19 protein-coding genes are annotated in these 24186 nt (G+C 65.8%); 9 read left to right on the forward strand and 10 right to left on the reverse strand.

The genetic code is table 11. From position 1 onward, the window contains the following. Position 1: 1 nt before the first annotated feature. Positions 2–1669, reverse strand: coding sequence for a protein translocase subunit SecD (secD, locus tag ABD923_RS08410; RefSeq protein WP_259550223.1), 1668 nt, complete (start codon positions 1667–1669; stop codon positions 2–4). A gap of 53 nt (positions 1670–1722) precedes the next feature. Further along, the gene (gene yajC / locus ABD923_RS08415; protein WP_222191140.1) at positions 1723–2007 is read right to left on the reverse strand and encodes a preprotein translocase subunit YajC; all 285 of its coding nucleotides are present in this window, start codon (positions 2005–2007) and stop codon (positions 1723–1725) included. A gap of 272 nt (positions 2008–2279) precedes the next feature. Here yajC and ABD923_RS08420 point away from each other — a divergent pair, with 272 nt between their 5' ends. The 6 genes from ABD923_RS08420 to ABD923_RS08445 all read left to right on the forward strand — a co-directional run bounded on the left by ABD923_RS08420 (position 2280) and on the right by ABD923_RS08445 (position 8929). Then, positions 2280–3794: a pentapeptide repeat-containing protein gene (locus ABD923_RS08420; protein ID WP_259550224.1), complete on the forward strand. Its 1515-nt coding sequence runs from the start codon at positions 2280–2282 to the stop codon at positions 3792–3794. 165 nt (positions 3795–3959) lie between these two features. Beyond that, positions 3960–5252, forward strand: coding sequence for a serine--tRNA ligase (serS, locus tag ABD923_RS08425; protein ID WP_259550225.1), 1293 nt, complete (start codon positions 3960–3962; stop codon positions 5250–5252). Next, positions 5245–6003: a hypothetical protein gene (locus ABD923_RS08430; RefSeq protein WP_259550226.1), complete on the forward strand. Its 759-nt coding sequence runs from the start codon at positions 5245–5247 to the stop codon at positions 6001–6003. The genes serS and ABD923_RS08430 overlap by 8 nt, the downstream gene beginning before the upstream one ends. A 264-nt stretch (positions 6004–6267) precedes the next feature. Then, entirely contained in the window at positions 6268–7053 is a 786-nt protein-coding gene (surE, locus tag ABD923_RS08435; RefSeq protein WP_259550227.1) for a 5'/3'-nucleotidase SurE, read from the forward strand. Next, positions 7053–7691 carry a protein-L-isoaspartate(D-aspartate) O-methyltransferase gene (locus tag ABD923_RS08440; RefSeq protein WP_259550561.1) on the forward strand — a complete coding sequence of 213 codons (639 nt, stop codon included), beginning with the start codon at positions 7053–7055 and terminating at the stop codon, positions 7689–7691. Before surE ends, ABD923_RS08440 begins: the two co-directional genes overlap by 1 nt. 131 nt (positions 7692–7822) lie before the next feature. After that, positions 7823–8929, forward strand: a complete 1107-nt coding sequence (locus ABD923_RS08445; protein ID WP_259550228.1) for a peptidoglycan DD-metalloendopeptidase family protein — start codon at positions 7823–7825, stop codon at positions 8927–8929. Positions 8930–9343: 414 nt separating this feature from the next. On the opposite strand, the gene bchJ is transcribed toward ABD923_RS08445, so the two are convergent. Beyond that, entirely contained in the window at positions 9344–9934 is a 591-nt protein-coding gene (gene bchJ / locus ABD923_RS08450) for a bacteriochlorophyll 4-vinyl reductase (RefSeq protein WP_259550229.1), read from the reverse strand. A gap of 231 nt (positions 9935–10165) precedes the next feature. Between bchJ and ABD923_RS08455 the strand changes: the two genes are divergently transcribed. Beyond that, on the forward strand, positions 10166–11392 hold the full coding sequence (locus ABD923_RS08455; RefSeq protein WP_259550230.1) for an SAM-dependent methyltransferase: 1227 nt from the start codon (positions 10166–10168) through the stop codon (positions 11390–11392). 64 nt (positions 11393–11456) lie between these two features. On the opposite strand, the gene ABD923_RS08460 is transcribed toward ABD923_RS08455, so the two are convergent. Further along, positions 11457–11786, reverse strand: a complete 330-nt coding sequence (locus ABD923_RS08460) for a DMT family transporter (RefSeq protein WP_259550231.1) — start codon at positions 11784–11786, stop codon at positions 11457–11459. A 544-nt stretch (positions 11787–12330) separates the two neighbouring features. Here ABD923_RS08460 and carB point away from each other — a divergent pair. After that, positions 12331–15660, forward strand: a complete 3330-nt coding sequence (carB, locus tag ABD923_RS08465) for a carbamoyl-phosphate synthase large subunit (RefSeq protein WP_259550232.1) — start codon at positions 12331–12333, stop codon at positions 15658–15660. Positions 15661–16087: 427 nt separating this feature from the next. Here the strand turns inward: carB and ABD923_RS08470 are convergent, their stop codons facing one another. Together ABD923_RS08470 and ABD923_RS08475 are read right to left on the reverse strand one after the other, a co-directional pair. After that, positions 16088–16297, reverse strand: a complete 210-nt coding sequence (locus ABD923_RS08470) for a hypothetical protein (RefSeq protein ID WP_259550233.1) — start codon at positions 16295–16297, stop codon at positions 16088–16090. Between the two features lie 59 nt (positions 16298–16356). Next, positions 16357–16764, reverse strand: a complete 408-nt coding sequence (locus ABD923_RS08475) for a BrnA antitoxin family protein (protein WP_259550234.1) — start codon at positions 16762–16764, stop codon at positions 16357–16359. Positions 16765–17014: 250 nt separating this feature from the next. Here ABD923_RS08475 and ABD923_RS08480 point away from each other — a divergent pair, with 250 nt between their 5' ends. After that, complete coding sequence (locus ABD923_RS08480; RefSeq protein ID WP_259550235.1) at positions 17015–18253, forward strand: trypsin-like serine peptidase; 1239 nt, start codon at positions 17015–17017, stop codon at positions 18251–18253. An 81-nt stretch (positions 18254–18334) separates the two neighbouring features. Here the strand turns inward: ABD923_RS08480 and proS are convergent, their stop codons facing one another. The 4 genes from proS to ABD923_RS08500 form a co-directional block, all read right to left on the reverse strand. Beyond that, positions 18335–19690, reverse strand: a complete 1356-nt coding sequence (gene proS, locus ABD923_RS08485; RefSeq protein ID WP_259550236.1) for a proline--tRNA ligase — start codon at positions 19688–19690, stop codon at positions 18335–18337. Between the two features lie 70 nt (positions 19691–19760). Continuing rightward, a complete protein-coding gene (locus tag ABD923_RS08490) occupies positions 19761–19970 on the reverse strand; it encodes a hypothetical protein (RefSeq protein ID WP_259550237.1) in 210 nt (69 codons plus the stop codon). Positions 19971–20350: 380 nt separating this feature from the next. Then, complete coding sequence (locus ABD923_RS08495; RefSeq protein ID WP_259550238.1) at positions 20351–21928, reverse strand: Ppx/GppA family phosphatase; 1578 nt, start codon at positions 21926–21928, stop codon at positions 20351–20353. A 55-nt stretch (positions 21929–21983) separates the two neighbouring features. After that, positions 21984–24158 (reverse strand): RNA degradosome polyphosphate kinase, encoded by a 2175-nt coding sequence (locus tag ABD923_RS08500; RefSeq protein WP_259550239.1) that lies wholly within the window; start codon positions 24156–24158, stop codon positions 21984–21986. Positions 24159–24186: the final 28 nt, after the last annotated feature.

Genomic DNA, 24186 nt, shown 5'->3' on the forward strand with positions numbered 1-24186 from the left:
CTCAGACCTCGATTTTCTTGGGACGGGCCCGGTCGAACCAGGTCACGATCAGCAGGCGGGTGACGTAGATGGCGGTGAAGACCGAGGTCACGATGCCGATCCCCAGCGTCACCGAGAAGCCGCGCACGGGACCCGAGCCCAGCGCGAAGAGGATCACCGCGATGATGAAGGTCGTCAGGTTGGCGTCGATGATGGCGCTCAGCGCGCGTTCATAGCCCAGCTCGATGGCGCGGGCCGGGCCACGCGCGGTTTTCAACTCTTCGCGGATGCGTTCGAAGACCAGCACGTTCGCGTCGACCGCCATACCGATGGTCAGCACGATCCCCGCGATGCCCGGCAGGGTCAGCGTCGCCCCGATCAGGCTGAGCACGCCAAAGATCAGCCCCACATTCAGGACCAGCGCGATGGAGGCGAAGACGCCGAACAAGCCGTAGCTCAGGATCATGAAGACCAGCACGGCGGCGAAGGCCACCAGCGCGGCCATTTCCCCCGCCGCGATACTGTCCGCGCCCAGTTCCGGCCCGATGGTCCGTTCTTCGAGGAAGGTCATCTCGGCCGGCAGCGCGCCTGCGCGCAGCAGAACCGCCAGTTCGGTCGAGCTTTCCACGTTGAAATTGCCGCTGATCTGCCCCGACCCGCCGGTGATGGCCTGCCGGATCACGGGGGCCGAGATCACCTCTTCGTCCAGCACGATGGCAAAGGGCGCGCCCACATTGGCCGAGGTGTATTCGCCAAAGGCCCGCGCCCCGGTCGAGTTGAACCGGAAGGTCACCACCGGCAGGCCCGATTGCTGGTCAAAGCTCGGCTGGCTGTCGACAAGGTCGTCGCCGGTGACGACCGGCGTCTGTTCGAGGATGTAGAACACCCCCTCCTCGTCCATCGAGGGCAGCAGGATCTGGCGGCTTTCCACATCCGCCTCGGCATCGTCGGTGCGGCCCACGACCGGGTGGAAGGTCAGCCGCGCGGTGGTGCCGATCAGGTCCTTGAGTTCCTGCGCGCTGCCGATGCCCGGCACCTGGATCAGGATGCGGTCGGAACCCTGGCGCTGGATCGTCGGCTCGCGCGTGCCGGCCTCGTCGACGCGGCGGCGCACGATCTCCACCGATTGCTGCATGGTGCGATCGTCGGTGGCCTCGCGCTCGGCCTCCGACAGGGTCACGATCAGCAGATCGCCCTCCCCCCGCACATAAAGCGTCGAGGCGCCGACGCCGGTCAGACTCGCCACCGGCTGGGCCAAGCCACGCACGGCGGCCACGGCCTGCGCCAACCCCTCGGGCTGGCTCACGCGCACATGCAACTCGCCCAGCGGCGCGTCCTGGCGGCGGATCGTGCCCACCGTGTCGCGCAGATCGCGCAACGTGTCCCGCACCTCGGGCCAGAGCGCGTCCATCCGCGCCTCGTAGACATCCGCAACGCTGACCTCGGCCAGCAAATGCGCCCCGCCCCGCAGGTCCAGCCCCAGGTTCACCAGCGTCGAGGGCAGGAAGGACGGCCAGCCCGACAGCGCCTCGGCCGCGGCCTCGCTCGTCACGCCGGTGTCTTCGACCTCGGCAACCGCGTCATTGTACCGCTCGACCCGCTCGTAGAACAGGTTGGGCATGGCAAAGGCCAGCCCGGCCAGCACCACGGCGATGATGAACAGCCGGTTCCATAGGGGGATTTGCAGCATCTGGGGCCTGTCTGTCTTGGCGCGGGGCCGTCAGGCCCCGGGGCGCGAGGGGCTCAGTCGTTGGCGGCGGGCTCGGTCTTGGAGCGGACCTGCGCGATGGTCGGGCGCAGCACGCGCACCTTCACACCCTGGCTCAGCTCGACTTCGACCTCGTTGTCGTCCTTGACCTTGGTGATCTTGCCGATCAGCCCGCCCTGCGTGACGATCTCGTCCCCCCGGCGCAGCGCCGCGACCATGGCCTGATGCTCCTTCACCTTCTTCTGCTGCGGGCGGATCAGGAGGAGATACATGATCGCGAAGATCAGGATCAGCGGGACGAACTGGGCGAAGGCTTCCATCGGGGTCCTCTGTCATGTCTGTCGGGGCGGATCGGTCCCCCCCGGTCAAAAGTCGCGGCACCCTAATTCCGGGGCGCTGCCTTGGCAAGGCAGCGCCCCGGCGGGTGGTCCGGGTCACATGGGCGCAGAGAGGGACGGCGGCAAGGGGAAAGGGGTAATGGGGAGGGTGTGCCTCGGTGCACGGATCTCAATGAGACCAAACCCAACCCGGCCTTTTCCTTTGCGATCAAGGCAGAACGTGGTTTGGTGACCACGCTGCGAAAGAGTTGAGTATGGACGATCAGGTTACGATCACGCTGCCGATGGACCAACACGCCGCGATAGCGGTCGCAGCGGTGGTGGGCATCACCCTGCTCAGTTTGGTGGTCTATGCCGTTCTGGCCGCGATGGGCGCGAGCAAGGGCAAGGATATGTGGACCGACCTCCGCAGCACTTTGGGCATGCCGCTCAAGACAGGCGTTGGCAAAGTCTCGCTGCTCGCGGTCGGGTCGGCTTATGTGATCCTATTTCTCCTCGCTCTGCTCGTGACGTTCCGATTGCTTTGGATGGTGTTTCATGGCGAGACGTCCTCTGGGGCGGACGCCAGCCCGAATACGACTTTGGGCCTTGGCGCGTTGCTGGTCGCCCTGATCGGCGCGCCTTTCCTGATCTGGCGCACAGTGGTCGCCCAAAAAACACTGGACACCGCGCAGCGCCAGACGGACCTGCAAGACGAGGCGCTCTTCAACGATAAGATCAATGCCGCCGCCACCGACCTCGCCGCGCGGCGGCAGGTAACACGGATCGTCCAGCAGGACGGCAAAGACGTCGTGCTGACCGAGTGGGAAGATGACCTCGTCACGCGCGCCGCCGCCATCGACCGGCTGGAGGGGCTGGCGCTGGAGGCAATGGATCGTGGAGATTTCGCGCCCGCGCAACGCATCGCGCGGATGCTGTCGATATATGTGCAGGAACTAAGCCTCGATCACCCACCACATCAGACGCCAAGCTTTTCTGATAGCCTCGAATTTCAGGACTGGGCTTCAAAGCTAAGACCTCTCGTACGATCCGATATGGAGCGCGCCGCACAAGCGCTAGGACGGATCAACCCAATGAATGAAGATACTCGCACTTCATTCATGCCATCAAACATCGACCTACGTCGCTGCAACTTACAGTTTTTTGATTTATCAAACTTGAACTTCCGAGGATCCCAATTGGATGACGCAAACCTTTTGGCCGCTAATCTTTCAAAGTCCAAAATCAATGATTCAACTTTGAGAGGAATTAATCTCAGCCACTGTAATATGAGCAATATGCAAGTCAGGGGCGTAGTTTTTGAAAGAGCGGCATTCGACAGCACCTACCTTCACCAAACCTCATTTTTCCAATGTACATTTCGCCATGTTAGATTTCAGCACAACAATTTCTCTACGGCCTCTTTTATTGGCTGCTTTTTCGAGAAAGCATGGTTTAATGCTAGCCCCAACTATGGCCCAATAGGCGGAAATTTTTCTGGAAGCGCGGTGATCAATATGAGCGAGACTACGCTGGGGCAATTTTCACTTATATCAAGCCAAATTTTCTCGGACGGATCTAGCAGAAAATCATTCATCGCCTTAGCAAGCCGCTGGAAGTCAAAAATAGGAAAAGATATCTCCAACAGTTGGCCGCAACACTGGCCGCTGAAAAAACTGGATTACGACCCGCAAGCACCATGCAGTAGTGAGTTTATTCAAGAATGGCGAAAATGGGCAAGTTCGATTGAACCGCCCATTGCCATCGCGCCTGACTACCGCAAGGATTAAGAGCACTGGGAAGACCCAACAAAAGTGACAACGCCAATCATTAAGCGCGTATGTACAGGCTGTGTACGCCATGTGTACCGGCTGTGCCCCCCTGATCCGGGCTTTTCCCCCGCCCCGGGCTCTGGCATACCCGCGCGCGACCGCATTCGCTGAGCCGAGGCCCCCATGCACGACATCCGCGCCATCCGCGAGACCCCTGACGCCTTCGACGCCGCGCTGGCCCGCCGGGGCCTCGCGCCGCAATCGCCCGCGATCCTCGCCCTCGACGAGGCCCGCCGCGCCTGCATCCAGAAGGCCGAGGCCGCGCAGGCCGAGCGCAATGCCGCCTCCAAGGAAGTCGGGAAGGCAAAGGCCAGCGGGGACGAGGCGGAGTTCGAACGTCTCCGCGCGCTTGTCTCTGAAAAGAAAGAGGAAATCGCCCGGCTTGAGGACGAGGCCAAGGAGAAGGACGCCGCCCTCCGCGACCTGCTGTCGGGCATCCCGAACCTGCCCTATGACGACGTGCCCGAGGGCGCGGACGAGGCCGACAATGTCGAGATCCACCGCTGGGGCGCGCCGCGCGACTTCGACTTCCAGCCCAAGGAACATTACGAGCTGGCCGCCGTTCAGGACGGCATGGATTTCGAGACGGCGGCCAAGCTTTCCGGCTCGCGTTTCGTGCTGATGTCCGGCGCCGTCGCCCGCCTGCACCGCGCGCTCGCGCAGTTCATGCTCGACACCCACACGCTCGAAAACGGCCTGACCGAGGTCAACGCCCCCGTCCTCGTCCGCGACGACATCATGTACGGCACGGGCCAACTGCCCAAGTTCGGCGAGGACAGCTACCAGACGACCAATGGCTGGTGGCTGATCCCGACCTCGGAGGTGTCGCTGACCAATATCGTCAACGACACGATCGTCGAGGAAAGCTATCTGCCGCGCCGCTACACCGCGCATTCGCTGTGCTTCCGGTCCGAGGCGGGCTCGGCGGGGCGCGACACGGCGGGCATGCTGCGCCAGCACCAGTTCGAGAAGGTCGAGATGGTCTCGATCACCCATCCCGACCACTCCGACGCTGAACAAAAGCGCATGCTGCGCTGTGCCGAGGGCATCCTCGAAGCGCTGAACATCCCTTACCGCACGGTCGTGCTATGCACCGGAGACATGGGCTTTGGCGCGCGGCGCACCTATGACATCGAGGCGTGGCTGCCGGGGCAGAACACCTATCGCGAGATTTCCTCGGTCTCGACCTGCGGCGATTTCCAGGCGCGGCGGATGAACGCGCGCTTCCGTCCGACAAGCGGCGGCAAGCCCGAGTTCGTCCATACGCTGAACGGATCGGGCCTGGCCGTGGGGCGCTGCCTGATCGCGGTTCTGGAAAACGGGCAGCAGGAAGACGGCTCGGTCCTGTTGCCTCAGGTGCTGCATCCCTACATGGGGGGGAGAACCCGCATCACCGCCGAGGGAACCCTTGACTGAAATCAACCCAAACGACCCGCCGCCCGAAAACCCCGACGACCCGCGCGACACGGCGCGGATGAAGGCCGTCTTCGTCGTGATCGCGGCGGTGGCGTTTTTCGTCTCGCCCTTCCTGAGCGAGCCTTTCACCGGGTTCGAGCCGGGGCAGATGCCGGTCGAGGTGGTGGAGCCGCCGGTCACGCCCGCGGGCTACGCGTTCTCGATCTGGGGCGTGATCTACATCTGGCTGGTCGCCTCGGCGCTGTTCGGCCTGGTCAAGCGCGACACTGCGCCGGACTGGGACGCGATGCGCTGGCCGCTGTTCCTGTCGCTCGCGGTGGGGGCGGCATGGATTCCCATCGCGCTGAGCTCGCCGGTGACGGCCACGGTGCTGATCTGGGTGATGTGGGCCGGGGCCGTCTGGGCGCTCTTGCGCGCGCCCGCACGGGACCGGGGGTGGCTGGCCTGGCCGATCGGGCTCTATGCCGGGTGGCTGACGGCGGCCAGTTCGGTCGCGACGGCAACGGTGGTCATGGGTTTCGGGCTATTGGCACCGATGACCGCCAGTTGGGCGGGCCTGGCGCTGGCGCTGCTGATTGCCCTGCCGCTGAGCCAGCGGCTGCGCGCGCCGACCTATGCCTTCGCCGCCGGCTGGGCCGCCGTGGGCATCGCGGTAGCGAACTGGCCCACGCTCTATGGCTTTGCGGCGGTGGCGGGCGCCGTGCTTCTGCTGGGACAGGCCGCGAGGCAAGGGGTGGCCTTGCGCGCCTGATCCGAGGGGGTGCGCCGCGGCCTTGCCGCGTCGCCCAGGCAAGCGCGACAAGGGGCATCGAGCCCCTGGCCGCGCTGACGCCTCCGGCGGGCATATTTTCCGGGATAAAGATGTAAAGGGGCGGGCTCTGCTGTCCGCGGGGCGTGACCACAGGCTCACGGCGCAGGGGTGCGCTGCGGTGGCCCCCTTGTTCGCCCAAGGCCCACGGGCTACACGCGAAAGCGGCCCTTTTGCGCCACCCACGCCTGACCTGCCGGAGTTTCCATGCGCATTCTGATCACCAATGACGACGGCATCAACGCCCCGGGCCTGACGGTGCTGGAGGCCATCGCCGCCGAGGTGGCCGGCCCCTCGGGCGAGGTCTGGACCGTCGCGCCGGCCTTCGAGCAATCGGGCGTGGCGCATTGCATTTCCTACGTCCACCCCACGATGATCGCCGAGCTGGGCCCGCGCCGGTTCGCCGCCGAGGGCACGCCGGCCGATTGCGTGCTGGCGGGGCTGAGCGACGTGCTGGCCGACACGCCGCCCGACCTTGTCCTGTCGGGGGTGAACCGGGGCAACAACGCCGCCGAGAACGTGCTGTATTCCGGCACCATCGGCGGCGCGATGGAAGCCGCGCTTCAGGGCCTGCCCGCGATTGCGCTGAGCCAGTATCTCGGGCCGAAGAACATCGGCCTCGACGATCCGTTCGAGGCCGCCGTCGCCCATGGCGCGGCGCTGGTTCGCGCGCTTTGGGAGCAGGGGCATTGGGACCGCGAGGATTACCGCGTGTTCTACAACGTGAATTTCCCGCCCCTGCCCGCCTCGGAGGTGAAGGGCACCCGCGTGACCGCGCAGGGGTTCCGGCGCGGCACGGGGTTCGGCATGTCGCCGCAGGTCGCCCCCAATGGCCGTCGCTTCCTGTGGATCCGGGGCGGGCCGCAGGATGTGCCGACCCAGCCCGGCACCGACGCGCACGCCAATCTCGACGGCTACATCTCGGTCACGCCGCTGCGGGCGGACCTGACCGCGCACGAGGCGCTGGACGGGCTGAGGACCGCGCTGGAATGATGGACGACGCCGAACGCAAGATGCAGTTCCTGTTCCAGTTGCGCCAGAAGGGCGTAACGGATGCGCGCGTCTTGTCGGCGATGGAGAAGGTCGATCGGGGGCAATTCGTCCGCGGGCATTTCGCCGATCGCGCCTATGACGACATGCCCCTGCCGATTTCCTGCGGCCAGACCATCAGCCAGCCCTCGGTCGTCGGGCTCATGACGCAGGCCTTGCAGGTGCAGCCGCGCGACACGGTGCTGGAGATCGGCACCGGCTCGGGCTACCAGGCGGCGGTGCTGAGCCACCTGGCGCGGCGCGTCTACACCGTCGACCGGCACCGCAGCCTGACCCGCGCAGCGGAGCTGATCTTTACCCGTGGCGGCTATTCCAACATCACGGTGCTGACTTCGGATGGGTGTTTCGGGCTGCCGGACCAGGGGCCGTTCGACCGCATCCTCGTGACCGCAGCGGCCGAGGACCCGCCGGGCCCGCTGCTGGCACAATTGAAGGAGGGCGGGGTCATGGTTCTGCCGGTCGGACAGTCCGATCACTTGCAAAGCCTCATCAAGGTGACGCGCAGGGCCGACGGGTTCGACTACGAGGAACTGATGCCCGTGCGCTTCGTGCCGCTGGTCGAAGGGCTGGCGCGGGACTGAGCGGCGCGGGGGGTGGAAACCGGACCGCGCTTCGGTGTAGAAGCCTTGCAAAACAGGGGGCGATGCCCCTGATGACGAGTGACGAGCACCTCCGGCCCATGTTCCGGCCGGCCCGAGCACAGGACCGCACCATGCCCCGATTGACCCCGATCCTCGCCCTCGGCCTCTCCGTCCCTTTGCTGGCCGGCTGCGTCGGGGCCGTGTCGGAGCTCGATTTCGATTTTCGCGGCGGGCCGATCTCGTCCGGTGTCGGGTCCGAAACGGCACCGCGCCCCGAACCCGATGCCAACGGTCTGATCACCTATGAAAGCTACCAGATGGTCGTGGCCCGCCGCGGCGATACCGTGGCCGATGTGGCCACGCGCGTGGGGCTGAGCCCCGAGGAACTGGCGCGGTTCAACGGGCGCAATGCGACGGACACGCTGCGCGCCGACGAGGTCCTGGCGATGCCGCGCCGCGTGACGCCGGGCGCCGGAGCCGGCACCGATATCGCCGCGCTCGCCCGCGGGGCGATCGACGAGGCCGAGGCGCGGGGCCCCTCGGCGTCCGGCCCGGCCCTCCAGCCCGGGCAGGAACCGGTGCAGCACCGCGTCGGACGCGGCGAAACGGCCTATTCCATCGCGCGGCTCTACGGCGTGTCGGTGCGGTCGCTGGCCGAATGGAACGGGCTGGGCCCCGACCTGGCCGTGCGCGAGGGGCAGTACCTGATTATCCCGATCGTGATCGAGCAGGCCGCCGCCGAGACCGAGGCACAGCGTCCGGGCGCCTCGATCGCGCCGCCGCCGCCCTCGGCCGCCAACCCGCTGCCCGACGCGATCGAGGCCGCCCCCCTGCCGCCGGCGACGGGCGGCGGGCCGGCTGCCCCCGCCCCGGCACCGCAGCCCGACACCAACGCACGCTTCGTGCGGCCCGTCGACGGGTCGGTCCTGCGCGATTTCTCGGCCGGAACCGACGGGATCGACTATGCCGCCCCGGCCGGCACCGCGGTGCGCGCCGCCGCCAACGGCACCGTCGCCGCGATCACGCAGGACACCGACCAGATCCCGATCCTCGTGATCCGACACGAGGACGGGCTGCTGACCGTTTATGCCAATATCCAGAACATCCGCGTGTCGCGCGGAGACAGCGTCAGCCGCGGTCAGAGCGTGGCCGAGGTGGGCGCGGGCGACCCGTCCTTCCTGCATTTCGAAGTCCGTCGCGGGTTCGAATCGGTCGATCCGGCGCAATTCCTGCCCTGACGGGCGTTTGTGCGGCCTGTCTCAAGCTTCCCATGGGAAGCCATCGACAACCCGCCCGGCCGCAAGCGGCCGGTGGCGCCAGGTTTTCGACCTCGGCATGGGGTCGTGACCCGCGAGCCGGCATATTTTTCTGGATAAAGATGGGAAGGGCGCGAAAGGCGACGCCCTGCCCCGCTATCCGAACCGGCTTCACGAGGCAGGGCGTGCATCTTCATCCACGGTCATCGGCATGCCTGCCTGTACCGTGCCCTGAATATGGAGCGCCACGGTAAAGAAGGCGTTAACAGCACCCATCTTTATCCTTCAAATATGCAGGGGCGTTCCACGCCCCGCTGCGCCCGAGTGGCCCCCGGAGGGGGTCCGAGGGCGCAGCCCGCCGGGCGACGCGGCGAAGCCGCGGCGCAATACCTCGGATCACCGCACGCGGGTCATCTCGAAGCGGCACGCCTCGGCCCCTTGGGCGCAGCAAGTGACCTCTTCGCAGTTCCAGCCGGGCCCGCAGAGTTCTGAGAACAACCGCTCGAACACCGCCGCGTGCCAATGGCAAAGCGGCACGTCCGAACGTTCCCCCCGCACCACCGGGTTGTCGCCGATCTCGAACACCACGGGCCATGTCGAAACCAGTCGGAAACCGCCCGACCCGCAAAAGGTCCAGGCATGCTTCGCCACGGCCTTGGCCAGGATCGGCGCGGCAAGACGTGCCGGCAAGAGCCGCAGGATGGCTTGCGCCTTGGACGGGATCCGGTGGGCGAGGATGTAGTCCCCGGTCCTTTTCCCCGCTTCCTTGGCCAGGCGCGGCGCGGCATCGGGCATCTCGGCCCGCATGGCCTGGTGCAGCCGCGCGGCAGGCCCCTCGTCGATCAGCCCCTCGGCCGGATCGGGCATCTCGATCACCCCCGCCATGGCCATCAGATGCGCCGTGACCTCGGGGCCGGCCTCGTCCTCCAGAACGGGGACAAGTTGCAGAATGGCATTCGGTCCGATCCGGCCCATCTGTGCGTTCATATCCCACCTCCATCGGGTCGCCGGCCAGATCGTCGGAGGGCGGCGCAGCGGCGCGACTCTCCGGTCCGGCGTTGGCTTACAAGACCACGAAACAGGTCGGATCAGGTTGACGCAGATCAAGCTTTTCCTAGGAAAGACAGGCGTTTCCACGCGCCTCTTGAAAAATTATCGCAATCCGGCAGACTGATTGTCGCAGGAAGGGAAGCACCGACACCCGCGAGGAGAGCCGCGATGTGGGATCGTATCCTTGACCGTATGCTGCGGGATCTGTTCGTGATCGGCGCAGTCGAAATTACCTATCCCGACGGCACCACGCGGCGCTATGGCGAGAACGGGGAGGTGCCCGTTCGCGTCACCATGACCGACCCGAGCCTGCCGCGACAGCTGGTCCTGAACACCGAGATCGCCCTGGGCGAAGCCTATATGGATGGCCGGCTGACCGTGGCGCAGGACGATGTCGAGGGGCTGCTTGCCCTCGCCGTTCAGAACTCCCACCGCAAGGAAAAGGTCTGGTGGCGCGAGATCGGGCAAAAGGCCCGCCGCGCGCGCCGCCGCTTCGACCAGTGGAACCCGGCCTACAAGGCGCGCCAGAACGTGGCGCATCACTACGACCTGTCGGGCGAGCTGTACGATCTCTTCCTCGATGCCGACCGGCAGTATTCCTGCGCCTATTTCGCCGATCCCGAAATGACGCTCGAGGCCGCGCAGGACGCCAAGAAGCATCACATCGCGGGCAAGCTTCTGCTGGAACCGGGCATGGAGGTGTTCGAGATCGGCTGCGGCTGGGGCGGCATGGCGCTGACGCTGGCGCGCGATTACGGGGTCAAGGTGCTGGGCGTCACCCTCAGCGAGGAACAGCACAAGATCGCGACCGAGCGCGCGGCAGCCGCCGGCCTGTCAGACCGGGTGCGGTTCGAGTTGCGGGACTATCGCTCGGTCACCGGGCAGTTCGACCGGATCGTCTCCATCGGCATGTTCGAACATGTCGGCGTGCCCCATTACCGCGAGTATTTCGAGACGGTCCATGACCGGCTCAAGGACGATGGCGTGGCCCTGATCCACACCATCGGGCGCTCCACCCCGCCTGGCGCCACCAGCCCTTGGATCACGAAATACATCTTCCCTGGCGGCTATGTGCCCGCCCTGTCGGAAATGGCGGCGGCGGTGGAAAAGGCCGGGCTCTATCCGACCGATATCGAGGTCTGGCGCCTGCATTACGCCGAGACGCTGCGCCATTGGTTCAACCGTTTCGTGGCGAACGAGGACATGGCCCGCGCGCTGTATGACGAGCGCTTCTGCCGGATGTGGCGCTATTACCTGAAGGCCTGCGAGGTGACCTTCCGCCACCATGGGCAATGCGTCTTCCAGTACCAGATGACCCGCCGGCAAGAGGCCGTGCCGCTGACCCGCGACTACCTCTACCCCGCCGACCGCCCGCGCCGGATGGCGGCGGAATAGACGGCACGCGCGACTCCGTTTTCGCCGGCGGAAACGGGCCGGAAAACGCGCGTTTTCCGGCGCCTCAATGCGGCGTCGTCCCCGAGAACAGGTTCAGCACCAGCACCCCCGCCACGATCAACCCGATCCCGATCATCGCCGCGCCGTCCAGCCTCTGGTCATAGACCAGCCAGCCGATCAGCGTGACCAGCGCCACGCCGAGGCCCGACCAGATCGCGTAGGTCACGCCAAGGGGCAGGCTGCGCAGCACAAGCGCGAGAAAGTAGAACGCCACGCCATACCCCACCACGACGATGGCCACGGGGCCCGCGCGGGTGAACCCGTCGCTGGCCTTCAGCGCGGTCGTGGCGATGACCTCGCCCGCGATGGCGATGACAAGATAAAGCCAGATCATCCGAAGACCCCCATGCAATCCGCGACCGGCCTAGACCGGGGCGCGCGCGCGGGCAAGCCTCAGGCGGCGAGCGGGTTTTCAGCAGATCCGCCGACAGCGCATCGAGGTAGATGTCGGGCGCGGGTTTGCGCGCCGCGACCCGCGTGCCGTCGCCGATATAGTCGAATCGATCCCGCGGGATGGAGCCCGCCAGCCCCTCCAGCATCCGGACATAGCTGACCCGGTCCCACACCCAGTCGAGGCCGGATTGCTTGAAGGAAAGGTTGAACGTCTCGGGCTGCACTTCCGAGGTTTCGGCCAGCGTTCCGATAGCGCCGAAGAAAATGGCCTTGATGGGCATGGGTGACCTCCACGTGTCACGTTTCCCGTACAGGTCTACGCACCAGAAGGCATTCCGGTTCATTTCGGGTGCGCCGCAGCCCCCGGATGGTGCGTCAGCCCGGATCGCCCCTTGCGCGCAACGCTTGCCTGTCTATAACGCCAGCAATTTGCGCGCTGCCCGGCCCGGTCCCTCGACCGGTGCCTGCTGACCCTGGGGAATGACATGCCGAAAAGAACCGATATCCAGTCGATCATGATCATCGGAGCGGGCCCCATCGTCATCGGCCAGGCCTGCGAGTTCGACTATTCCGGCGCCCAGGCCTGCAAGGCCCTGCGCGAGGAAGGCTACCGCGTCATCCTGGTCAACTCGAACCCGGCCACGATCATGACCGACCCGGAACTGGCCGACGCCACCTATATCGAGCCGATCACCCCCGAGGTCGTCGCCAAGATCATCGAAAAGGAACGCCCCGACGCGCTCTTGCCGACGATGGGCGGGCAGACGGGGCTGAACACCTCGCTCGCCCTGGAAGAGATGGGCGTGCTGGAAAAATTCGGCGTCGAGATGATCGGCGCCAAGCGCGACGCCATCGAGATGGCCGAGGATCGCAAGCTGTTCCGCGAAGCGATGGACCGGATCGGGCTGGAAAACCCCAAGGCCACCATCGTCAGCGCGCCCAAGGGCGCGGATGGCAAATACGACATCGCCGCCGGCATGAAGAACGCCATCGAGGCCATCGAATATGTCGGCCTGCCCGCCATCATCCGCCCCGCCTTCACGCTCGGCGGAACGGGCGGCGGCGTGGCCTACAACCGCGAGGAATACGAGTATTACTGCCGCACGGGGATGGAGGCCTCTCCGGTCGCGCAGATCCTCGTCGATGAAAGCCTGCTGGGCTGGAAGGAATACGAGATGGAGGTCGTCCGCGACAAGGCGGACAACGCGATCATCGTCTGTTCCATCGAGAACGTGGACCCGATGGGCGTGCACACGGGCGACTCGATCACCGTCGCCCCCGCACTGACGCTGACCGACAAGGAATACCAGATCATGCGCAACGGCTCGATCGCCGTGCTGCGCGAGATCGGGGTGGAAACCGGCGGGTCCAACGTGCAATGGGCCGTGAACCCCGAAGACGGCCGCATGGTCGTGATCGAGATGAACCCGCGCGTCTCGCGCTCCTCGGCGCTGGCCTCCAAGGCCACGGGCTTTCCCATCGCCAAGATCGCCGCGAAACTGGCCGTGGGCTACACGCTGGACGAGTTGGACAACGACATCACCAAGGTCACGCCGGCCAGCTTCGAGCCGACCATCGACTATGTCGTCACCAAGATCCCGCGCTTCGCGTTCGAGAAATTTCCGGGCTCCGAGCCCACCCTGACCACCGCGATGAAATCGGTGGGCGAGGCCATGGCCATCGGCCGCACCTTCCACGAATCCGTGCAAAAGGCGCTGGCCTCGATGGAAACCGGCCTGACCGGCTTCGACGAGATCGAGATCGAGGGCGCGCCGGACGAGGCCGCCATCATCAAGGCCCTCAGCAAGCAGACCCCGGACCGGCTGCGCGTCATCGCGCAGGCCATGCGCCACGGCCTCTCCAACGACACGATCCAGGCGGTCACCCATTTCGACCCGTGGTTCCTGTCGCGCATCCGCGAGATTGTCGAGACCGAGGACGATATCCGCCGCGACGGCCTGCCGATGACCGAGGAGGGCCTGCGCGCGCTCAAGATGATGGGCTTCACCGATGCCCGCCTCGCCAAGCTGACTGGCCGGACCGAGACGAACATCGCCCGCGCCCGCAAGAACCTCGGCGTCACCGCCCAGTTCAAGCGCATCGACACCTGCGCCGCCGAGTTCGAGGCGCAGACGCCCTACATGTATTCCACCTACGAGACCCCCGTCATGGGCGAACCGGAATGCGAGGCACGCCCCAGCGACCGCAAGAAGGTCGTCATCCTCGGCGGCGGCCCCAACCGTATCGGGCAAGGGATCGAGTTCGACTATTGCTGCTGTCACGCCTGTTTCGCGCTCAGCGACGCGGGCTATGAGACCATCATGGTCAACTGCAACCCCGAGACGGTCTCGACCGATTACGACACCTCAGACCGCCTCTATTTCGAGCCGCTGACCTACGAACACGTCATGGAGATCCTGCGCGTCGAGCAGGAGCGCGGCACGCTGCACGGCGTCATCGTCCAGTTCGGCGGCCAGACGCCCCTGAAACTGGCCAATGCGCTGCATGACGCGGGCATCCCCATCCTCGGCACCACGCCCGACGCCATCGACCTGGCCGAGGACCGCGAACGCTTCCAGCAGCTCGTCCAGAAGCTCGGTCTGAAACAGCCCGAGAACGCCATCGCCACCACCGACGCGCAGGCCAAATCCGCGGCCGAGCAACTCGGCTACCCGCTGGTGATCCGCCCCTCCTACGTGCTGGGTGGCCGCGCGATGGAGATCGTGCGCGACAGCGCGCAACTCGACCGCTACATCCGCGACGCCGTTGTCGTCTCCGGCGACAGCCCGGTGCTCCTCGACAGCTATCTCGACGGCGCGACCGAGGTCGATGTCGATGCCCTCTGCGATGGTGAGGCCGTCCATGTCGCGGGCATCATGCAGCATATCGAAGAGGCGGGCGTCCATTCCGGCGACAGCGCCTGTTCGCTCCCGCCGCACACCCTCTCGCCCGAGATCCAGGACCGCATCATCGAACAGACCCACGCGCTCGCCCGCGCGCTGAACGTGGTCGGCCTGATGAACGTCCAGTTCGCGGTGAAAGACGACGAGATCTACCTGATCGAGGTCAACCCCCGCGCTTCGCGCACCGTGCCCTTCGTCGCCAAGGCGACCGATAGCGCCATCGCCTCCATCGCCGCGCGCCTCATGGCGGGCGAAAAGCTCTCCGATTTCCCGATGGCCGAGCCGCACCAACCCGTCGATGACGACACCCCGATCATCCCCGGCGACCCGATGGCGCTGGCCGATTTCCGCACGCCCTGGTTCTCGGTGAAAGAGGCCGTTCTGCCCTTCGCCCGCTTCCCCGGCGTCGACACGCTGCTGGGGCCGGAAATGCGCTCGACCGGCGAGGTGATGGGCTGGGACCGCACCTTCCCCCGCGCCTTCCTCAAGGCGCAGCTTGGCGCGGGCACCCACCTGCCCAAGACCGGCACCGTCTTCATCTCGATCAAGGACGCCGACAAGGGCCCGCTCCTGATCGAGGCCGCCGAGATGCTGAAAACCCTCGGCTTCGACATTATCGCGACCCGCGGCACGGCGGCCTACCTGGCCGAGCACGGCATCGAAAGCACGCTGGTCAACAAGGCCTACGAGGGCGGGCGCAGCATCGTCGACATCATCAAGGATGGCGGCGTGCAACTGGTGCTGAACACGACCGAGGGCGCACAGGCGGTCGAAGACAGCCGCTCCATGCGCGCGGTCACGCTGGCCGACAAGATCCCCTATTTCACGACGCTGGCGGGGTCACATGCCGCCGCCCAAGCCATGGTCGCCGCCAAGGACGGCAAGCTGGGCGTGCGGTCGTTGCAGGCGTGACCCTGTAGGGTGGGTGGCACCCATCATCACCTTGCGCTTCTAATGGTGGGTTCCACCCCACCATCCCCCGTAGACCGGGCTTCAGCCCGGCACCTCAGAAGACTTTCGTAAGCGAACCAAGCCCAGCGGAAGCACAAAGCTCCTGTTGCTCACTCGGTCGTTTCATCGCACAGCATCATATCGCCGGAGTTCCCGAAGGGCTCGCAATTCAGTCCACACTCATACAAGCCATCAGTCGCGCCCAGTTGGCGAAGATAGCTTCGGGCGGCCATTCGACATTCTTGGAGCGTGTCATATTCATCAAGGTGGACGTGGGTAAGCAGGCTGGGAGCTTCCGGGTAGACCGTGGCCAGCCAACGATCGGGTGTCAGCAACGTCCAAACTACAGCCGCTCCAACCGCAAGGAGAAGGAGCAATGACGCTCCTTTCATCCCGGCCGCCCCTCCAGCAACCGTACCGCGCGCTCCGCATCCGCGCCCTTGCTGCGCACGGCAAAGAATTCCGCGCCGCCCATGATGCCGACCTTTTCGGCCAGCGCCAGCGCGATGAAATGGTTCAGCGACACACCGTCCCATTCCGCGAATTCCCCCGCCGCCGCCTTCAAGGATTGCGGTAGCCTGATAGTGATCCGGGCCATGGCCAAATCCTCCGGCAGTCCCTCAACAGTTCAGCATGCAGCGGTCAAATCGGCAAGCCTCACTCCTCCTCCCCCATCACCCTTGCCGCCTCGCCCCATTGCGGCGGGGCCGTCTGGCTGGTGGTCGACTCCTTGAACGGCTCGATCGTGTCGTGGCCACGGATCAGCCCGCCCAGGCGCGCATGCATGAAGGCGCGCAGCACGTCGTTCATGCGCGGCTGGTAACCCGGCCCCATCGAGCGGAACCATTTCACCACGTCCTCGTCCAGCCGCACCGTGATCCGCGTCTTGGCGCTTTCGCGGCGGGTGGCGATCTCGCGCCATTCCATCGGGATGCGCTGGTCCATGAAGATGGCCGAGTGCATGTCCCATTCGAACCGCCTCAGCGCATCGGCGAGGTAGAAGTGGTGTTTGCGCTGCGCCATGGTCAGCGGCTTGCCGTGCATGGCCTCGTCCAGAGTCGTCATCTCCGGGCCCCCTTGTCGCTCTGATGTGGAAGGCGGCCAGTCTGGCGTGGAGTGGTTAAGAAATCGTTGAGGGGGCGTGTCTGCACGGGGTGTGTACAGGGTGTGTACGGGGTGTGACGTGTCGTTTTCGGCCCAAGGGCCGCGTCCGCGATCGCGGGTTTTTCCCCGCAGAGGATCGTGGACAGGTCCGCCCCCGGCCCCTACCCTGAGCGTCGCACACCCCGCCCCATGACGTTTTCGGGAGTATTCGATGCAAGTCTTTTCCCCTCGCGCGCAGGTCGCCGCGGCCCTTGTTCTCGGCTGTGTGGCCTCTGCTAACCCCTTGTTTGCACAGGATTGGTCCCTGCCCTCGACCTTCGGCGAGATCTCGATCACCGGCGGATTCCAGCCCGATCCGAACTGGCTTCACGTCCTGGCCGGCGGGGAGATCCGGCGCGAGTTTCCCGATGCCGTGACGGGCAATCGCTGCACCGGCCATTTCGCCGACGCCCCCGATTTCCGCCTGTTCTACGACCCGTCCGAGGGCGGCCCCCTCTCCATCTACGTCGAATCCCGCGACGACACCGTCCTCCTCGTCAACACCCCCGACACGCAGTGGCATTGCAACGATGACAGCTCGGGCCTGAACCCGGGGCTGAGCTTCGAGGACCCGCTGGCGGGGCAATACGACATCTGGGTGGGCACCTATCAGCCCAGCAACGGCGACTACCCCTCGGCCATCCTGTCGATGTCGGGCGAGGCGCCCTTCGCCGCCACCTTCGCCCGCGCCTTCTTCGGCGAGGATGACCGCATCGTGGTCGACCCGTCGCAGGCGCCGTGGAACATGATCGGCTTCGTGGACCTGTCCTCGGCCAGTTGCACGGGCGTCCTGATCGGGCCGGCGACGGTGCTGACGGCGGGTCATTGCCTGGCCGACGAGGGCCAGATCACCACCCTGCCGGTGGAGTTCATCGCGGGGTTCGACCGGGGCGATTTCGTCGCCCGCTCGCCCATCAGCGGCTACCACGTGCCCGCGAACTGGATGGCGGGCGAGCAGGAGGGGTATGATTTCGCCTTCCTCTACCTGACCAACCCGATCGGCGACCAGGTCGGCTGGATGGACGTCACCGTCCTGAGCGAGGCCGAGATCGCCGAAGCGCTAGCGGGTGACGGCCCCGACATCATGCAGGCCGGGTATTCCTACGACCAGCAGGGGCTGATGACCGGCAACCTGGATTGCCCCTTCGTCGAGATCGGCAGCCAGAACCGCCTGATCCACCAATGCGACACGTTGCAGGGCGACTCGGGCTCGCCGCTCTTTATCGAGACGGACGGGCGCTATCGGGTCATCGGGATCGAGTCCCACACCAACGCCATGCCGCGCGAGGAGTTCGACCAGAACGTCGCGATGTATTCCGAGTATATCGTCAACGAGATGTGGGCGATGGCGGGCCAGGGCGGCAGCACCGGCACGGTGGGGTCCGGCGCAATGGTGCCCGCCACGAAGTGAAGCCCCAGCCGGGAAACAAGACCGCCCGGACCATCAGGTCCGGGCGTTTTCGTGTTCGGAGAGTAAGGCCAGCCGCGCGGCTCAGCCCGCGATCAGCGGCAGGTGCGGCGCATAGATCTCGGCCACGCGGGCGATGGCGGCCTCGGGCGTCATCTCTTCGCTTTCGCCGGTGCGGCGGCTGGTCAGTTCGACCATGCCGTTCTTGAGGCCCCGCGGGCCGACCGTGATCCGCCAGGGCAGGCCGATCAGGTCCATCGTGGCGAATTTGGCACCGGCGCGTTCCTCGCGGTCATCGTAAAGCGGCTCCAGCCCCTTGGCGGTGAAGGCTTTGTAAAGATCCTCGCAGGCCGCGTCACAGCTGGCGTCGCCCTGTTTCAGGTTCACGATGCCGACATGGTAAGGCGTGACCCCCTCGGGCCAGATGATGCCGTTCTCGTCATGGCTCGCCTCGATGATCGCGCCGACAAGGCGGCTGACGCCGATCCCGTGAGAGCCCATGTGCACCGGCACGCGGTTGCCGTCGCGATCGGTCACGACGGCGCCCATCGGCTCGGAATACTTGGTGCCGAAATAGAAGATCTGTCCCACCTCGATTCCGCGGGCGACGCGGCGGCGATCCTCGGGGATGTCGGCCCAGACGGCTTCGTCATGGGTCTCGTCGGTGCGGGCGTAGCGGCTGGTGAATTCCTCCAGCACGGCGCGGCACTGCTCGACGCTGTCATAGTCGATCTCGCGGTCGCCGAATTTCAGGTCGGTGATCTCGCTGTCGTAGAAAACCTCGGACTCGCCCGTCTCGGCCAGCACGAGGAATTCATGGGTGTCGTCGCCGCCGATGGGGCCGCTGTCGGCCCGCATCGGGATGGCCTGCAGGCCCATGCGCTCGTAGGTGCGCAGGTAGCTGACGAGGTGACGGTTATAGGCGTGCAGCGCGTCCTCTTTCGTCAGGTCGAAATTGTAGCCGTCCTTCATCAGGAATTCGCGGCCGCGCATCACGCCGAAGCGGGGGCGGATCTCGTCGCGGAACTTCCACTGGATGTGATACAGCGTCAGCGGCAGGTCCTTGTAGCTGGTCACGTGGCTGCGGAAGATGTCGGTGATCAGCTCTTCGTTGGTGGGACCATAGAGCATGTCGCGATCATGGCGGTCGCGAATGCGGAGCATCTCTGGGCCATAGGCGTCGTAGCGCCCCGACTCTTTCCAGAGGTCGGCCGATTGCAGGGTCGGCATCAGCATGGGGATATGGCCGGCGCGGACCTGTTCCTCGTGCACGATCTGCTCGATCCGGCGCAGCACCTTGAAGCCAAGCGGCAGCCAGGAATAGATCCCGGCGCTGGCCTGCTTGATCATGCCGGCGCGCAGCATGTAGCGGTGACTGACGATCTGCGCCTCGGCGGGCGTCTCTTTCAGAACGGGAAGGAAGTAGCGGGAAAGGCGCATCTGGCGGACCCTTTGGACTCTGGTTGTCCCGTCGGGTCTAAGCCAAGGTGAAACCGCTCACAAGCGGTGCTCAGACATTCGGCGATCCGCCGGCCGAAGATGCGAACCCGCCACCCCGCGGGCCGGGGGCCGGGGCGGGTGCCGGGGCGTCGCTCCCCCAGCCGCCCGTGGGCGTGCCGAATACGCCGGCCGAAGCAGGGCGCATCCCGATCCAGAGCGCGGCGGCCATCACGACCAGAAGCGCGATCAGGGTCAGCGAAAGCTTGTTCAGAAGGGACATGGCAGCCTCCCATCACTTGGATGGGCGGCACTCTACCCGCTTGGCCGTCGCCGCGGCAGTCAGGCTTTCCCTACCCCGACCGCAAAAAAAGCGGCCCCGCAAGGGGGCCGCAGTCTTGGAAAGGGGCGCCGGGGCTGGCGAGGGGAAAAGGGACAAGACGCCAGCCCCGGCAGGGGCGCGCCTAGACCGGCATCGCCGAAACGGCGGTCGGGCCGAATACCAGGACCGAAAACATCACGACGATCACGAAGACGAGGGAAACCGCGAGGTAGTTCAGCAAGGTCATGGCAGGTACTCCGGCACTGGGGCAGATCCAGGCGCTGAGCCAACGGTAGGCCAACGCTCCGGCGCAGACTATGCAGGGAATCCCTACCAGCCGGTTAAGCGGCGCCTTCGACGATCGGCTCGGCCCCGAGCGCCGTGGCCAGCGCCCTGAACCGTGCCTCGGCCACCTCGCCGAACAGCGCGCGGCCCTGGTCGGTTTTCAGCGTCAGGATCAACTCGTGCCGCTGCGGACGATAGCGCAGCGCGCCGTGATCCGAGGGCTTTTCCACCGTGAACATCGCGCCGAACCGCATGGCGCGGCCAAGGATCTCGGCTTCTTTCACCTTGTCTTCGGGGATCAACTGAAGCAGCGCCTCGTCGAAATTGGTGGCCGCGCGGTTGCCCTTGTAGCGGTGCAGCAGCGCCAGACCCAGGAAGACCCGCTCACCATGGGTCAACCCGCCGAGATTGGCGCGGGTGGCGTTGTCGAAACAGACCTCGGCGCGGTAGTCGGGATGGGCGCGCCAACTGACGTCATGCAGCAGGCAGGCGGCGCGGATCAGGCGGCGCTTCTCGGGCCGGGCACGGGGAAAGAGCGGCTCGACGAAGTAATACAGCGCGCGGCCAAAGCCGGGCATCCGGGCCGAGGACGCCTCGGCATGGCGGGCAGCCTCGATCAGCGGGTCGCGCTGGCGCAGCGCGGGTGTCATCTGTTCGTAGAGCAGCCCTTCGCGGATCCCGTAAGAGGAAATCGCGACCTCCTGCGGCTGGAGTTCCCGCACGAGGCGCTTCAGCACTTCGGAGGCCAGCGGCACAAGTTTCATCCGTTCCGCCGAGGTGCCGGTGCGGGCGCGCAACTCTTCAAGGTCGGACTTGGCGATGTACTTGATCGTGTCGAGGATCGCCTTGGGCTTCATCCGGTATTCGTGCAGCACCTTGAGCGGGTAGCCGCGCCGCTCCATGTCGACCCGCGCGATGGCCCGCCAGCTTCCGCCGACCAGGAACAGGCGCTTGGGCCTGGTCTCGAAATGGGACACCAACTCGGTCACGCGCGACTTGATATGCGCGCGGATGGCTTTCTTGCCGCCCTTGATCCCCATCAGCTTGAGCGGCCCGAGGCTGGAGGTCTGGCGCATCCCCACCTGCCCGTCGCCGGTCAGTTGCGCCAGTTCCATGGACGATCCGCCGATATCGCAGATCAGCCCCTCGGCCCCGGGCCAGCCGACCAGAACGCCCTGCGCCGACAGCCGCGCCTCTTCCGCGCCGTCGACGATCCGGATGGAGAGGCCCGTCTCGGCCATCACCTCGGCGCGGAACTCGGGCCCGTCCTCGGCATCGCGCACCGCCGCCGTCGCCACGGTCAATAGCGGCGCGACGCCCATGCCCCTGGTCAGCGCGGCAAAGCGGCGAAGCGCGGCCAGCGCGCGGACGCGCCCCTCGGGGTTCAGACGCCCCGTCTGCGAGAAGCCGGCGCCAAGGCCGCACAGGATCTTTTCGTTGTAGAAATAGGCGGGGCTACGCGCGGCCCCGTCGAACACCACCAGCCGGACCGAGTTCGACCCGATGTCGATCACGCCCACACGTTTGAGCGCCTGCGCCTCGGGGGCGTCGAACAAGGGCACCCCGAAGGGTCCCCATTCGGGATGCAGTTCAACCGGGCCCATCGGGCCCGAAGCGGTCGCGCGCTGCGTCATGGATCGAGTGTTCGCACGGGGCCATGGACGGCGTCAATCGTCACGGGCGGTCGCCTCAATCGTCGCCGTGGGTCAGTTCCGGCACATCCTTGGCCCCTGCCGACCCCCGCCCGGAGAGCGAGGGGTTCTCCATGAAGAAGCGGTGGCACGAGAACGGGTTCTCCAACTCGGACAGGTCCGGGCGCAGGAAACTCCCGTCGGGTTGCAGCACCCAGGTCTGCGCCACATCGGCAAGGTTGGCCGCCATGATCTGGCTGACGATCTGCGCCTTCACCGTGTTGTTGGTGCATTCAACCAGCGTTTCGACGCGCCGGTTCAGGTTGCGCCCCATCCAGTCGGCAGAGCTGATATAGACCCGCGCCTTTTTCGAGGGCAGGCCCGCACCATTGCCGAAGCACACGATGCGGGAATGTTCGAGGAAGCGGCCCACGATGGATTTCACGCGGATATTTTCCGACAATCCCTTCACACCGGGGCGAATGCCACAGATGCCCCGGATCACGAGGTCGATCTTCACCCCCGCCTGGCTCGCCTCGTAAAGCGCGTCGATCACGTCGGGCTCGATCAGGCTGTTCATCTTGGCCCAGACCATCGCGGGCTTTCCGGCACGGGCATGCTCGGCCTCGGCGCGCAGGTTCTCGATGATCGTGGATTTCAGCGACAGGGGCGAGATCGACAGGTTCTCCAGCCCCTCGGGTTCGGCATAACCGCCGACATAGTTGAACACCTTGGTGGCGTCCCGACCAAGTGCGTCGTCGCAGGTGAAAAGGCTGAGGTCGGTGTAGATACGCGCGGTGATCGGGTGGTAGTTGCCGGTGCCGAAATGGGTATAGGTCACCAGCCTGTCGCCCTCGCGCCGGACAACGGTGCTGATCTTGGCGTGGGTCTTGTAGGTGATGAACCCGTAGATCACATGCGCGCCCGAGCGTTCCAGCTTGCGCGACTGGCGGATATTGGCGGCCTCGTCGAAGCGGGCCTTCAACTCGACCAACGCGGTGACGGATTTGCCGTTCTCGGCGGCCTCGCACAGCGCCTCGACGATGGGGGACTCGTTCGACGTCCGGTAAAGCGTCTGCTTGATCGCCACCACGTTGGGGTCCCGCGCGGCCTGCGCCAGGAAGCGGATGACCATGTCGAAGGTCTCGTACGGGTGGTGCAGCAGCATGTCCTTCTGACGGATCGCCGCGAACATGTCGCCGTCATGGTCCTGCACCCGTTCCGGCACGCGCGGCGTGAAGGATTTCCACAGCAGGTCGGGCCTTGTGTCGATCACCAGCTCTTTCAGACTGACGAGGCCGATCATGCCCTTGACCTGCACCACCTCGTCGCCGGTGACGTGCATCTGGTCCACGATCTCGGCCATCAGATGCTCGGGCGCGCCTGCGCTGATCTGAAGGCGCACGACCTCGCCGCGGCGGCGGCGCTTCAGCGCGGTCTCGAATTCGCGCACGAGGTCCTCGGCCTCTTCCTCGACCTCAAGATCGCTGTCGCGCAGCACGCGGAAGGCGCAATGTCCGGCGAGTTTGTAGCCCGGAAACAGCGCGCCGATATGGGTCAGCAACAGCTCTTCCAGCGGCAGAAAGCGCGCCTCGCCCTCGGGCGCGGGCAGGCGCAGGAAGCGGTCGATCTGGCTGGGGATCGGCAGAAGCGCCTGCAACTCGCGCCCGTCGCGTTCCCGCTTCATGTGCAGCGCCAGCGCGATCCCCTCGTTCGGGATGAAGGGGAACGGATGCGCCGGGTCGATCGCCAGCGGCGAAAGCACCGGGAAGACCTGCGTCAGGAACACCTCTTCGAGGTAACGTTTATCCGCGGGTTTGAGGCCCGAGCGGGTGACGACGGTGATCCCCTCGGCCTCCAGCTCCTTGCGCAGGGTGACCCAGGCCGCCTGCTGGTGCTGCATCAGGCTGCGGGCGTCGGCATTGATCAGCTTGAGCTGTTCGGCGGGCGTACGGCCATCGTCGGAGGGGGTCGTGTTGCCCTCCTGCGCCAGTTCACGCAGGCCCGCGACACGCACGGTGTAAAATTCGTCGAGGTTACCCGCCGAGATCGACACGAAGCGCACCCGTTCCAACAGCGGCACGCGCGGGTTCTCGGCCTCTTCCAGCACGCGCCAGTTGAAGGCGAGCCAGCTCAGTTCACGGTTGAAGAAACGACGCGGCCCGCTGATCTGCGCCTCGGGCAGGTCGACGGGTTCGGGGATCGGGGCGGAGAGGAAATCGGCAAAGCTCATGATGCTGACCTAGGTGGGGCCTGTGACA

It is taken from the genome of [Roseibacterium] beibuensis, assembly GCF_039542305.1.
Lineage (GTDB): Bacteria > Pseudomonadota > Alphaproteobacteria > Rhodobacterales > Rhodobacteraceae > Roseibacterium > Roseibacterium beibuensis.